At 66.2% G+C, this 13,288-nt stretch carries 11 protein-coding genes and 1 tRNA gene; 7 read left to right on the plus strand and 5 right to left on the minus strand.

What is annotated here, in order from left to right; all coding sequences use genetic code 11:
* Positions 1-24: 24 nt before the first annotated feature.
* Complete coding sequence (locus ABZX92_RS11710) at positions 25-375, minus strand: hypothetical protein (RefSeq protein WP_355556888.1); 351 nt, start codon at positions 373-375, stop codon at positions 25-27.
* An 84-nt stretch (positions 376-459) separates the two neighbouring features.
* On the opposite strand from ABZX92_RS11710, the gene bluB reads away from it, so the two are divergent.
* The 3 genes from bluB (at position 460) to ABZX92_RS11725 (ending at position 3,425) form a co-directional block, all read left to right on the plus strand.
* The gene (gene bluB / locus ABZX92_RS11715; RefSeq protein WP_355556891.1) at positions 460-1,086 is read left to right on the plus strand and encodes a 5,6-dimethylbenzimidazole synthase; all 627 of its coding nucleotides are present in this window, start codon (positions 460-462) and stop codon (positions 1,084-1,086) included.
* Positions 1,086-1,838, plus strand: a complete 753-nt coding sequence (locus ABZX92_RS11720) for a glycosyltransferase (protein ID WP_355556893.1) — start codon at positions 1,086-1,088, stop codon at positions 1,836-1,838. Before bluB ends, ABZX92_RS11720 begins: the two co-directional genes overlap by 1 nt.
* Before the next feature lie 129 nt (positions 1,839-1,967).
* Positions 1,968-3,425, plus strand: a complete 1,458-nt coding sequence (locus tag ABZX92_RS11725; RefSeq protein WP_355556896.1) for a diguanylate cyclase — start codon at positions 1,968-1,970, stop codon at positions 3,423-3,425.
* 3 nt (positions 3,426-3,428) lie between these two features.
* On the opposite strand, the gene ABZX92_RS11730 is transcribed toward ABZX92_RS11725, so the two are convergent.
* A complete protein-coding gene (locus ABZX92_RS11730) occupies positions 3,429-4,076 on the minus strand; it encodes a response regulator transcription factor (protein WP_045311865.1) in 648 nt (215 codons plus the stop codon).
* A gap of 456 nt (positions 4,077-4,532) precedes the next feature.
* On the opposite strand from ABZX92_RS11730, the gene ABZX92_RS11735 reads away from it, so the two are divergent.
* Complete coding sequence (locus ABZX92_RS11735) at positions 4,533-7,730, plus strand: penicillin acylase family protein (protein ID WP_355556899.1); 3,198 nt, start codon at positions 4,533-4,535, stop codon at positions 7,728-7,730.
* A gap of 55 nt (positions 7,731-7,785) precedes the next feature.
* Here ABZX92_RS11735 and ABZX92_RS11740 read toward each other — a convergent pair whose 3' ends face one another.
* The gene (locus ABZX92_RS11740) at positions 7,786-8,520 is read right to left on the minus strand and encodes an FkbM family methyltransferase (protein WP_355556902.1); all 735 of its coding nucleotides are present in this window, start codon (positions 8,518-8,520) and stop codon (positions 7,786-7,788) included.
* A gap of 10 nt (positions 8,521-8,530) precedes the next feature.
* On the minus strand, positions 8,531-9,382 hold the full coding sequence (locus ABZX92_RS11745) for a hypothetical protein (RefSeq protein ID WP_355556905.1): 852 nt from the start codon (positions 9,380-9,382) through the stop codon (positions 8,531-8,533).
* Positions 9,383-9,554: 172 nt separating this feature from the next.
* Here ABZX92_RS11745 and ABZX92_RS11750 point away from each other — a divergent pair.
* A tRNA-Arg gene (locus tag ABZX92_RS11750) sits at positions 9,555-9,630 on the plus strand.
* Between the two features lie 68 nt (positions 9,631-9,698).
* Here the strand turns inward: ABZX92_RS11750 and ABZX92_RS11755 are convergent.
* A complete protein-coding gene (locus ABZX92_RS11755; protein WP_355556907.1) occupies positions 9,699-10,169 on the minus strand; it encodes a hypothetical protein in 471 nt (156 codons plus the stop codon).
* Positions 10,170-10,281: 112 nt separating this feature from the next.
* On the opposite strand from ABZX92_RS11755, the gene ABZX92_RS11760 reads away from it, so the two are divergent.
* Positions 10,282-11,844: a metallophosphoesterase family protein gene (locus ABZX92_RS11760; RefSeq protein WP_355556910.1), complete on the plus strand. Its 1,563-nt coding sequence runs from the start codon at positions 10,282-10,284 to the stop codon at positions 11,842-11,844.
* A gap of 17 nt (positions 11,845-11,861) precedes the next feature.
* A complete protein-coding gene (locus ABZX92_RS11765) occupies positions 11,862-13,271 on the plus strand; it encodes a metallophosphoesterase family protein (RefSeq protein WP_355556913.1) in 1,410 nt (469 codons plus the stop codon).
* Positions 13,272-13,288: the final 17 nt, after the last annotated feature.

Raw genomic sequence — 13,288 nt, forward strand, 5'->3', positions numbered from 1 at the left:
CACAATCTCCGCCACCCTCTTCCCCTACCCGCCGCTCTCCCGATCGCCCGAACCCGCCACCCGGGCGATCCCGCCCCCCGCCGTCCGGGCCCGCACGCAGCTCACGGCGAGCTGCACCAGCAACGCGAGCGCCCAGGTCGTGTGTTCGTCGACCGTCAGATCGCCACGAACACCCACCAAGAAGGTCGCGTAGAGGCCCCAGCACTGCAGTGCGGCCAGCCCTGCGCCGATGATCGTCGTGCGCAGGGACACGATCACCACGACGGCGGCGAGCAGGATGAGGGCGAGCAGCGGCCAGGCACCGGTGAACGTGGTCACGCCGACTCCGCCGCCGAATCCGAGCGCGGAGCCGTAACCACCTTTCATTCTTCGCATCCAATCGGTGTATCGCCTCGGATGAGATCAGCGCCACCTCTCCAGCGTGAAGTTGGTGCTTTCGAGTGAGGCACGATCGCACGAATGAACCTGTACGAAGTAGTGCACCGCCGCAGGGACACCCGTGCCGAGTTCTCCGGCGAGGAAATCCCGCCGGAGGTGCTGCGCCGCGTGCTCACCGCAGCTCACGCCGCTCCGAGCGTCGGGCTTTCTCAGCCGTGGGACTTCGTGCTGGTGCGCGATGAATCGATTCGGCGCGCATTCCGGGACCACGTCCAGGCCGAGCGCTCGGTCTTCGCGGCCGAGCTCGATCAGGAACGGGCGGAGACCTTCTCCCGCATCAAGGTCGAGGGCGTCATGGAGTCGTCGCTGGGCATCGTCGTCACCTACGACCCGGAGCGGGGTTCGCCCGCGGTGCTGGGCAGGCACGCGATCGCGGACGCGGGTTTGTACTCCGTGTGCCTGGCCATCCAGAATCTGTGGCTGGCCGCGACGGAGGAGGGCCTCGGTGTCGGGTGGGTGAGCTTCTACCGAGAAGATGTGCTGCGCCGTCTGCTGGACATCCCCACGAGGGTCCGTCCGGTGGCGTGGCTCTGCGTCGGACCGGTGCGATCCCTGCCGGACACGCCTGACCTGGAACGGCACGGCTGGCGCAACCGGATGCCCCTCGAAGACGTGCTGCACTACGACTCATACGGCCGGCGAGACTGATGCGAACCATCTCTGTCGTAACACCTGTACATCCGCCTCACCTGTCTTTCCTGGCTGAGGCGTACGAGTCGCTGCGCGCGCAGGAGATGCCACCGGGCTGGCAGTGGGAGTGGTTGATCCAGCACGACGGTGAGACAGCGGCAGAACCGCCGTTCGAGGACCCGCGCGTCTCGTTCGCCTCGTCGCCGCCTGCCGGCGAGGCGTGCACGCGGAACATGGCCGTCGCACGGTCCACCGGCGAGTTCGTCCGCAACCTCGACGCGGACGACCAGCTGACGGCCGGAGCTCTGCGACGGGACATCGCGGTCCTGCTAGAGCACGAACGCGTCGGCTGGGTGACCTCGAGCGCGCGTGACCTGCTGCCGGACGGGGAGGTCGTCTCCCGGGCCTTCGGCGACCCCGACGAAGGGGTGCTCGAACCCGGACAGGTGCTCGACGCGTTCACCGGCAACGAGTGGCGGTTGCCCGTCCACCCGGTCACCCTGTGCGTGCGACGCGACCTGCTTCTCGCGATGGGCGGGTGGATGGCGCTGCCCAGGTCGGCGGACACGGGGCTGCTCATGGCGCTGCAAACGGTTTCGGCCGGCTACTTCATCGCGACACCCAGCCTGCTCTACCGCAAGCACCCGGCCCAGGTGACCGCACAAGGCATTCACAACGATCCCGTTGACAAGAAGCTGCGCTACGGAATGATCGTCGATCGAGCCCAGGCGCTGCGCAGCTTGTTGGCGCAACCGACTACCCCTCGATGACGTCCTGCACCACGATCAGCACAGGGCGCGACCGTCCCGGTAGCCTGTGCGGGCCGCTCGGCGAGTCGGAACGGAGTCGATGAACGAGTGGAGCAGCGCGATCCGCTGGTAGCGGGCCAGATTCCGCGGTTGGACCGAGAGGTCCGCGCGTTGCTCAACGCTGGCCGCCTGCCGGAGGCGAACAGTCTTTTCGACGAGGTGGTCACCAAGGTGTCACCCGGCGCGGACCGCTGGGTCCGATCCGCCGTGCTGGTGAACCGCGCCGTCCTGGCGTGGCGGCTCGGCCGCATTCCGCTCGCCCTGGAATTGGCTGCCGAGGGGTGGACGGACCTCGACGCGGACCGCGCGGACAGCCCCGCCGTCGCGCAGACGATGGGCTCGCTCGGCTATCTCATGGAGGGCATCGGCAACCGGCGCGCGGCGCTGGACATGCTGCGGCTGTCGGTGCAGGTGGCTCGCCGTGCGGGCAACACCGACACGTTGGCGCACTGTCTGCAGCGCCTCGGCGGGTCGCTGAACTTCCGCGCCTGCTCCGGCCCTCCCGCGGCGGCTCCGGCGATCTTCGAGGAGGCGCTGGCGTACCTCGACGAAGGCCTGGGGCTCGTCAAGGAAGAGGTCATGCGCCGCGCGTTGATGGGTGCCTATGCCCGTTCCTTGGCCGGTGTCGGTCAGTTGGAGAAGGCAGAGGAGACCGGCACCGAAACTCTGCGACTGTCGCTCGACGCGAGTGACCTCTGGGGCATCTCCGTCGGCAACTGGGTGCTGGCCGTGGTTCGGCGTGAGCAGGGCGATTTCGACGAGGCGCGCACACTCGCGTCGCGTGCGGTCTCCAATGCCGAACGCATCAACGACACGTCGCTGCTGCTGCGGTTCTCCACGGAGCTCGCGGACATCTGCCACTCGCTGGGCGACTCGGTCGGTGAGGCCGAGGCGTTGCGGCGGTCGATGCAGGCCTCGCGCACGGCCACGGAGACGTTGCAGGAAGGCCTGGGCCAGGCGCTGGAGCAGCGCCGGGTGGCCGTTCAGGCACAACGGCTGGCGGTCGCGGCGCAGGAGGCCGCGGCACGTGATCCGTTGACCGGACTGGCGAACCGGCTCGGGCTGGAACGTGCCGCGGCGGCGTTGCTGGAGTCGACGGCGGCGCGCGGGCGGGTGCCGTGGCTCGTGCTGGTCGACGTGGACTGGTTCAAGGGCGTGAACGACGACGCCGGGCACGCGGCGGGTGATGCGGCGTTGCGCGAGATCGCGGCGTTGCTGCGGCGCGAGTGCCGGGCGGACGACTTGGTGGCGCGCTGGGCCGGTGACGAGTTCGTGGTGCTGCTCGGCGACACCGGGCCGAACATGGACGTGGGCCCGAACGTGGCCGAGCGGATCCGCGCGGCCGTCGACGGCCACGACTGGACGATGGTGCTCGGCGCGGTCCGCCGCCCGACGGTGAGCATCGGCGTGGCGGCGGGGCCGGCCAAGCTGGACCAGCTGTTCGCGGCCGCGGACATGGCTCTCTACCGAGCCAAGCGCCACGGCCGGAACAGGGTCGAGGTCCAGCCATCGGTCGAGGACGTCCCGGAGATCGTCTCCGGGAACTAGTGCTTACGCGATCAGGCCGCCGCGATAGGCCACCAGAGCGGCCTGCACGCGGTTGACCGCGCCGATCTTGCCGAGCACCGACGACACGTAGCCCTTCACCGTCGCCTCCGACAGGTGCAGGGTGCCGCCGATCTCCGCGTTGGACATGCCCTGGCCGATCAGCACGAGCACCTCGCGCTCGCGTTCGGACAGGCTCGCGAGGAGCCTGCGTGCCGGCTCGGCCATCCGCTCGCCGTCCGCAACGGCCGCGAGCACCCGTGCCGCCACACCGGGGTCGAGAACCGCACCACCGCGCGCAAGATCACGCACGGCCTTGACGAGCTGTTCCGGTTCGGTGTCTTTCAACAGGAAGCCAGACGCACCGAGCCTCAAGGCTTCCGAAACGTACTCATCGACGTCGAACGTGGTCAGGATGCAGACCCGTGGCTGGTCCGGCAGGGTCCGCAGCCTCCGCAGTGCCGCGAGCCCGTCCGATGTGCGCATCCGGATGTCGAGCAGGACCACGTGAGGACGGTGCTGGCGCGCCAGGTCGGCCACCAGGTGCCCGTCATCGCATTCCGCGACGACCTCGATGTCCCCGACGCTGCTCAGGATCATGCGAAGGCCGGAACGGACGAGGTCCTCGTCGTCGGCCAGCAGAACCTTGATCACGACGCCTCCCGCATTGGCGTTCCGTGCTCCCTCATGTTCGCGATCTTCGCGTACACACGTCGAAGGTCACGTTAATTCTCAGTTATCTCATCATGTGGTAACGGTTTTTCGAGATCACGGGCGTCGTTCACAGTTACCGGATTTGAGCGGTGACTTCGCTGCGTAGGCATGCCACCAGGACTTAGTCGGTTCTGTCGGAACCCTGAGTGACCAAACCCGAAAATCCCACTTAGTGGAATGTCGTACCAGAAACACAGATACGACCGGCGGAATCGGATTGCCGTTCTCGTTTCTGCCCATACGGGTAGTTGATCCGCTTCTGAACCGATACAGGTCATTCCGTCCCGGTCACGAAAACGCGAAGGTCTTTCGCAATAGGCCTACCGGAAAGTAACCTGCGTCACACAGACCCTGTCTGCCCCTGCCCCTGCCCTGTTCGGAGAGGAGCTTCGCGCCATGCGGAGAGCCAATCCGGTGACGTCCCTGCTGGCGACCGCTGCCGTCACCGCCTCCTTCTTGATCGTTCCGTCAGCTGCCCAGGCCGACTCGCGAGAGTCCGCGTTCGCTGCCGACGACTACTGCCTCGGCCAGTGCGGCGACATCGTGCCGCCCGGCAACAACGGCAACGCGACGCTGGCCGAGATCCTCGCGCACAAGGCGTTCAAGACCATGCCTGCGCACTCGAACGACCAGCTCGGCAAGTACGACGCGCTGGTCAACGGCTACAGCAGCTTGACCAACGACCAGCTCACGAACTTCTTCAACGACTCGTCGTTCGGCGTGCCGGCGGACCAGGTCGAGAGCACGATCAAGCCCCGCGCGGACGTGACCATCGTGCGGGACAAGAAGATCGGGATGCCGCACATCACCGGCACCACGCGGTCCGGGACGATGTACGGCGCCGGATTCGCGGCCGCGCAGGACCGGTTGTGGCTGATGGACCTGTTCCGCCACCTCGGCCGCGGCCAGCTGTCGGGCTTCGCCGGTGGTGCTCCGTCGAACCGGGTGCTGGAGCAGAGCTTCTACAACCAGATCCCGTACACCGAGACGGACCTGCAGAAGCAGATCGACACGGCGGCGGTGAACGGTGGTGAGCGCGGGCGGCAGGCGGTGGCCGACGTCAACGACTACATCTCCGGGATCAACGCCTACATCACCCAGTCGGTGTCGGCCCGCAACTTCCCCGGTGAGTACGTGCTGACCGGGCACGCCGACGCGATCACGAACTGGAACGACATCCAGCCGTTCAAGTCGACGGACATGGTGGCGATCGCCTCGGTCGTCGGTGGCCTGTTCGGTGCCGGTGGTGGCGGCGAGGTGCAGTCGGCCCTGGTGAAGCTGGCCGCGCAGAACAAGTACGGTGCTGCCGTCGGTGAGCAGGTGTGGCAGGCGTTCCGGGCGCAGAACGACCCGGAGGCCGTGCTCACCCTCCACAACGGACAGTCCTTCCCGTACTCGGCCTCTCCCGCGTCACCGCAGGGCGTGGCTCTTCCGGACTCCGGCAGCATCACGCCGGAGCGGATGATCTACGACGAGGTGGGCGGGACGGGTACTGCTGTCGCGGTGCCTGCCGCTGAGGACGTCGCCAAGGCACGCGGCATCTTCGAGGACGGCGTGCTGCCCGCCGATCTGCTGAACAAGAAGCACGGCATGTCCAACGCGCTGGCGGTGTCCGGTGCGTACACCGACTCCGGCAACCCGATCGCCGTGTGGGGTCCGCAGACCGGTTACTTCGCGCCGCAGTTGCTGATGCTGCAGGAGCTCAACGGTCCGGGTGTCCGTTCGCGCGGTGTCTCGTTCGCCGGTGTGTCGATGTACGTGCAGCTCGGCCGCGGTGTCGACTACTCGTGGAGCGCGACTTCGTCCGCGCAGGACATGATCGACACCTACGCCGTGGAGCTGTGCAACGCGGACGGTTCTCCCGCTACCAAGGCCTCCACGTCGTACTTGTTCCACGGCGCCTGCCTGCCGATGGAACGCTTGGAGCGCAAGAACGCCTGGAAGCCGACAGTTGCCGATGGCACGCCGGCCGGCTCCTACACGTTGGTGATGTGGCGGACCAAGTACGGCCTGGTCACGAGCCGTGCGACGGTCGGCGGCAAGGTCGTGGCGTACGCGACGTTGCGTTCGACGTACATGCACGAGGTCGACTCGATCATCGGTTTCCAGGAGCTCAACGATCCTGGTGCGATTCATTCGGCCACCGACTTCCAGCGCGCGGCCAACAAGATCGGGTACGCGTTCAACTGGTTCTACGCGGACTCCCGTGACGTGGCGTACTTCAACTCGGGCCTGAACCCGGTGCGCCGCTCCACTGTGGACCCGAACCTGCCGACGTGGGGCCGCGCCGAGTACGAGTGGGTCGACTGGGACGGCAACGAGAACGTCTCCGCGGTGATGCCGTTCGCCGGGCACCCGAACTCGATCAACCAGGACTACTACATCTCGTGGAACAACAAGCAGGCGAAGGACTTCACGTTCGGCGGCTTCGGTCACAGCGCCGTGCACCGAGGCAACCTGCTGGACGTGCGGGTCAAGGCCTTGGTTTCGTCAGGTCAGAAAGTCACGCGTGCGTCGCTGACAAAGGCCATGGCCGAGGCCGCGGTTGCCGACCTGCGGGCCCAGGAGGTGCTGCCGGAGCTGCTCCGCGTGCTGGAGTCGGCGCCGCTGGACTCGACGCTGGCGCCGGTCGTGCAGAAGCTGAAGGACTGGCAGCGCTCCGGCTCGTTGCGCAAGGAGACCGCGAAGGGCAGCAAGACCTACGCCAACGCCGAGGCGATCAGGATCCTTGATGCCTGGTGGCCGCTTCTGGTGCAGGCCGAGTTCAAGCCGTCGCTGGGTGATGGCCTGTACGACGCGATCGTGGGCGCGCAGCAGGTGGACGAGGCCCCGTCGGACGTGCACGGCGCCGCGCCGCACAAAGGTTCGTCGTTCCAGTACGGCTGGTGGGGCTATGTGGACAAGGACCTGCGCAAGGTCCTCGGTGACCCGGTCCAGGGCGCCTTCCCGCAGACCTACTGCGGTGGCGGCACTCTGTCCGGTTGCCGCACGGCGTTGCTGAACTCGCTTTCGGCGGCCGTCGCCAAGCCCGCCAACCAGGTCTACCCCGGTGACGCCGACTGCGCCGCCGGTGACCAGTGGTGCGCCGACACGATCATCCACCGCGCCATGGGCGGCATCACCCAGGAGAAGATCCACTGGCAGAACCGCCCGACCTTCCAGCAGGTCGTGCAGTTCCCGTCCCGTCGCGGCCAGAACATCGTCAACGTGGCCGCGACCGGAACCGCTTCCGCGTCGTCCCACGAAACGGGCGCGAACAACCTCCCGCCGTCGCAGGTGCTGGACGGCAACCTCGGTTCGCGCTGGGCCAGCGACTGGAGCGACAACCAGTGGATCCAGGTCGACCTTGGCTCTGTGCAACGGATCGGTCGCGCAGTGTTGCACTGGGAGTCGGCCTACGGCAGCGGCTACCGCATCGACGTTTCCAATGACGGGACGACTTGGCGGAACGTTTTCTCCACAAGTAGTGGCGATGGAGGCGAGGATGTCGTAGCGTTTGCAGCACAGGACGCGAGATACCTCCGATTGACGGGTACCCAACGGGCCACTCGTTACGGATACTCCCTGTACGAGCTTGAGGTCTACAGCTTGTAGACCTTCGAGATGAGGCCGCCGATCCACCCCCAGGGGTCGGCGGCCTCTACTAATTTCAGGCCCTGAACAGGTAGTTCCGCATCTCGCCACCGATCTTGCCGGTCGGCACCCACCGGTTCGCCTGCCACGTGCTCATCCGGTACCCGCGCTCCGTCAGGAAGTCCGCGACGTCCTGCGCCCGGTACCCGAAGCGCTCGACGTGCCGTTCCTCGATCTCCAGCAGCAACGCCGGCTTGAACCGCTCGATGGTCTCCTTCCCACCCTCGAGCACCCGCAGCTCGGCCCCCTCGACGTCGGCCTTGACGAAGTCGAGCTGCGTGATCTTCTGCTCCTCGACGAAGTGGTCCAGCGTGTCCGTCTTCACCACGACGTCCAGGTGCTCGTCGAACTCCTCGTTGGACCCGAGCCCCTCGGCCCCCACCGTGAGGAACGACCTCCCGGTCACCGGACTCCCGTGCCTGATGGGCACGCTCATGACCTCGCGCCCCTGCCCGTTCCCCAGAGCCACCGAGTGCCTGCGGATGTTCTGCCCCTCCCGCGGCCTGAGCAGGTAGCTGAGGGCGGGATGCGCGAACACCAGCGGCTCGACACTGTGCACAGTCCCTTGTGGACCGACCAGTCTCGACAACGTGACGGTGTACAAGCCAAGCGCGGCCCCGACGTCCACGCAGACATCTCCAGGCTTGACGATCTGACGGAGCCCGATCAGCTCCGCCTCGGCATAAGGCGTGAGCCGGGCAAGCGCCCGCAACCCGGCAACCACCGCGGCACTGCGAAGTTCGGTCAGCACCCGAACCACCCTAGACGTGCCCGTTCGTGTGCTGCCCGTTCGCATGCTGTTCGCCCGCGGGCAACCCGATCTGATCAGCGAACTCGGCAGCCACCCGCGACCCGCCGTACACGCTCAACGCCTTGACCAGATGCTGCTTCAAATCCTTCCGATGCGCGTCCTCAAGCTCCGGCAACGCCCGCTCCACACTGCTGACCAGCGACTCGGCCCAGTGCTTCGCCGGCTGCTGCTGCGCGATCTGCACGAGCTCAGCGAGGTGATGGGAGAGCTTCACCGCCTCCTCGACCTGGTATCCGTTGCGCTGCAGCCACCAGATCGTCGCCGTGCCGACATCCGTCAGCACCTCGTCCCTCAAGTACCTGATCTCGGCCCGCTCAACATCCCGCTCGGCCAACTTGAGCGTGGAGTTCCTCAGCAGGGCGATGTGCTTTCTCGCCATCTCCAGGTCGTCGTCGTTGGTCGTGACCTTGACCCCCTCAGCCCGCGCCCAGATGTGCGTACCCGGCACCTGCCGCTCAGTCGCGAGCTCGTCGGCCAGCTGCACCTGCAGCGCCGCGTGGTGCACCAACATCGCCTTGCCGCTGATCTCCTTGGCCCGCTGCAAAACGTGATGGATCGCAGCACTCCGCGGCGCGTTGTGCCTGAGCCCCGTAGCCAGATCAAGCCGCCACACGATCGTCAGCTTGAGCTGGAAATCCAGCCCGTACACCGCACTGGGCAACGGCGTCTCGAACTCCTGCTGATGACTGCTGACCGGCGGCACGAACGTGATGTCCTCAGCACGTCGCGGCACCCGCCGACGCCACCAAGCCTTGACGGCACCAAGGGGTCCAGGACGGAAGTCGGGCCAGGGTCTGCTCACGCCCTCTCCCTACCTGACGTTTCTGCCCGTTTGAAGGTGGCCTGCCTCACTTCCCTCCAACGGCCGCAGGCATCCCACCGGCTCCCTCACAGTGCGTGAGCGATCGCCTCTCCGCGCTAGGCGGGGGCGCTGGTCAACTCGGTGGCGCCACCCCGCTAGACTGCTCGTGCCAGCCCTAGTAGCTCAGGGGATAGAGCATCGGTTTCCTAAACCGTGTGTCGCAGGTTCGAATCCTGCCTGGGGCACCACCTTTCGCCGGGTGAAATCAAGCTCTGACCAGCGGCAACGCAGGTCGGAGCTTGATCTTTTCCAGGGGTCAGGCGCCCGAGCGGACATGCGCGATGTACGGCTCGTAGGCCGAGAGGTCGCGAGAAGGTTCGTAGGTGCTCAGATAGTAGTAGTCGGCCACGATGTTGGCCTGCTGCTCGGTGTTGAAGTCGGCGAACGACTTCCCGCGCAAGCCCTCAGCCCCGCCGTAGTCGTAGAGCCCCTTCACGAAGAACCCAGCCACAGCGGTCGGCAGCATGCTCAGGACGCTGCGCCCGTGTTGGTACTGGTAGGCGTGGGTCAGCTCGTGGACCAGCCAGTGTTCGTAGCGTGCCTGGTGTTGCGGCGACGTCAGGACTCCCTTGGGGAACGTGACCAACCGAGGCAGGGTGCGGGCCACGCCGAAGCTGCCGAGGAGGCCACCCTCGGCCAGGCGCAGGCGGGTGAGGTCCAGGGCGTCGCCGAAGACGGAGCGAGCTATGTCGGCTTCGCGGGACTCCAGGTTGCGGCGGAACACCATGGTGAACCTCCTGGCGCGGCGGTTGCCTCACGATGGTAGGTCGGGCCTGCCCGGAATTGTGTTGCCCCAACGGTCATTGACTTAGGTAAACAAGGTTCCCTAATTTCCGAGCATGAGTGAGCCTCCGCGACGCAGGTCACAGAACGGTCCGCGGCTTCAGGAGCTGTACGAGGACGCGCGGCGGAGGTACTCGCGGCGCGGCGTGCTCAAGGCCGGGGCGGCGGGTGGGGCCGTGCTGGCCGCGGCGAACCTCGGTATCGCCAAGGCACAAGCGCCGGACGTCCTGATCAAGGGTGATGACCTCGGGCAGGCGTTGAGGCCGTTCGGACGGCACCTCGCGTTCGGGGCGGACCCGACCAGGCAGGTTGTGGTGTCGTGGCAGGTGCCGAAGAACGTGCGGAACCCGTACCTCCGCATCGGGACGAAGGCCGGCGAGTACGGCGAGGCGATCAAGGCTGAGACCAGGGCGCTCACCAGCGACCTCCAGTGGCAGGAGAAGGGGGCGCTGTTCACGGTTTCGCCGCACCTCGGGAAGGCCGTGACGCAGTACTACCAGCACGTCCAGATCAACGATCTGGTGCCGGACACGACGTACTACTACGTAGTTGGGCACCAAGGGTTTGAGCCCACGGAGTTCAGCACGTTCAGGACGGCGCCGACTACGAGCCAACCGTTCAGCTTCACGGCCTTCGGGGACCAAGGGGTTGGCTACAACGCGTTGGCCACCAACAGCCTCATAGCCGACCTCGGGCCGCAGTTCCACCTCGCGATGGGCGATTTGAGCTACGCCAACGATGGCGAGGGCGGACGGGTCGACGACGCGTTCGACGCGCGGAAGTGGGACTCGTTCTTCGCGCAGAACGAACTCGTCGCGGCTACGACACCGTGGATGGTGTCGCTCGGCAACCACGAGATGGAGACCTGGTACGGCGCGCACGGGTATGGCGGGATGAAGCAGCGGTTCACGATGCCCGACAACGCGTGGGACGGCTCCACGTGCATCTACTCCTGGCGGTACCTGAACGTCGGGCTGATCAGCTTGGACGGCAACGACATCTGCTACAACAGCGACGCCAACCTCGACTACACCGAGGGCAAGCAGCAGGCCTGGCTGAAGACGACCCTCGAGAAGTTCCGGAAGGATCCGAAGATCGACTTCATCGTCGTCTACTGCCACCAGTGCACGTACTCGACGTCGGGCAACAACGGGTCCGAGGTCGGCGCGCAGAAGCGGTGGGCGCCGTTGTTCGACCAGTACCAGGTGGACCTGGTTCTCAACGGGCACAACCACGTCTACGAGCGGACGGACCCGATCAAGGCCGGCAAGGGCACGAAGAAGGCGGACATCAAGTCCACCGTCAACCCGGTCAAGGACGGCACCACGTACATCACGGCGGGCGGTGGCGGCGAGAGCATCAACAGCTGGCAGGACGCGAAGGCCGGCGACTCGTACTTCGGCAACGTCAAGGACGCCACGGCGACCATGCGGGTGGACCAGGAGGACGGCGAGGAGAAGCTGGTCAAGGTCACCTGGTCGCGGGTGCGGTATCGCGGGTACGGGCTGGTTGCCGTTGACGTGACGCCGAAAACCGGCAGCACGCCCGCGCAGATGAAGGTCAGAGCGCTCACCGAGACGGGTGCGTTGATCGACGAGCTCACGATCCGGCGCGGCTGAGGGAAGGCGCAGCAGAGATGACTGAGACCACGCGGCGGTCGTTGTTCAGGCTCCTGGCGGCAACGGCACAGGCGCCGGACGGGCTGAAGATCAGGCCAGTGGGCCGGCACATCGCGTACGGCGCGAATCCGGAGAAGCAGGTCGTGATCTCCTGGCAGCAGCTGGAGAAGGTCAACGGGCCGTACGTGCGGATCGCCACCGAGGCAGGCAACTTCGGCGCGAAGATCAGCGCTGAACTTCGCACGCTCAAGAGCGAGATCGGCTGGCAGGAAGGCGACCACAGCTTCCCGCCGCACGGCCCGGATCCCCTGTACCAGTACTACCTGCACGTCAAGCTCGACAACCTGAAGCCGGACACGACGTACTTCTACGTTGTGGGACACCAGGACTACGACCCGATCACCAGCAAACGAAGCGGCGAGACAGCCCAGTTCCGCACTGCGCCAACGACGAACGCGCCCTTCACCTTCACCGCGTTCGGCGACCAGGGGTACGGCTACAACGCGCGCAAGCTCAACAGCCTGGCAAAAGACCAGAACCCCGCGTTCCACCTCGCGCTCGGCAACCTGAGCTACGCGATCCACGGCGGCACGAAGAACTCCGAAGGTGGGCACACCGACACGGACAAGTACGACGCCGCCAGGTGGAACTCGCTGTTCGCGCAGAACGAGTTCATCGCGCAGAACACGCCGTGGATGATCACGCTCGGCAACCGCGAGATGGAGAAGTGGTACTCCTCCAACGGCTACGGCGGCGTCAAGGCGAGGTTCACCATGCCGGACAACGCCTGGAGCGGGTCGACCGGCATCTACGCGTGGCGCTACCAGAACGTCGGGCTGATCAGCTTGGACGGCAACGACATCTGCAACCGCAACGCCGCGAACCTCGACCACACGAAGGGCAAGCAGCTGACCTGGCTGGAGAAGCAGCTCGCCGACCACCGCTCCAACCCGAAGATCGACTTCATCGTCGTCTACCTGCACCACGCCACCTACTCGACGGGTGAGAGCGGCGCGGAGAGCATCGCGCAGCAGAAGTGGGCACCGTTGTTCGACAAGTACCAGGTCGACCTCGTGCTCAACGCGCACAACCGCGTCTACGAACGCACCGACCCGATCAAGGCGGGCAAGAGCACCAAAACCGGCACCACCTACATCACGACCGGAGGTGGCGGCCAGGCGCTCGACACGTTCTACCAGAACGCGCCGGAGTCCTATTTGGGCCACGAGGACCCGAGCGGCACACCGACCATGCGCTGCTTCAAGAAGAACAGCGACAAGTCCACGGACACCAAGGTCACCTGGTCACGAGTGCGCTACCGCGGCTACGGCATCACGGCCGTCGACGTCTCGGCGAAGACGATGAAGATCCGCGCGCTCGACGAGGACGGAGTGCTGATCGACGAGCTGACGCTGCGGCGTGACTGACCCGACGTCAAGGCCAC

It is taken from the genome of Lentzea sp. NPDC006480 (assembly GCF_040611995.1).
Taxonomy (GTDB): Bacteria; Actinomycetota; Actinomycetes; order Mycobacteriales; family Pseudonocardiaceae; genus Lentzea.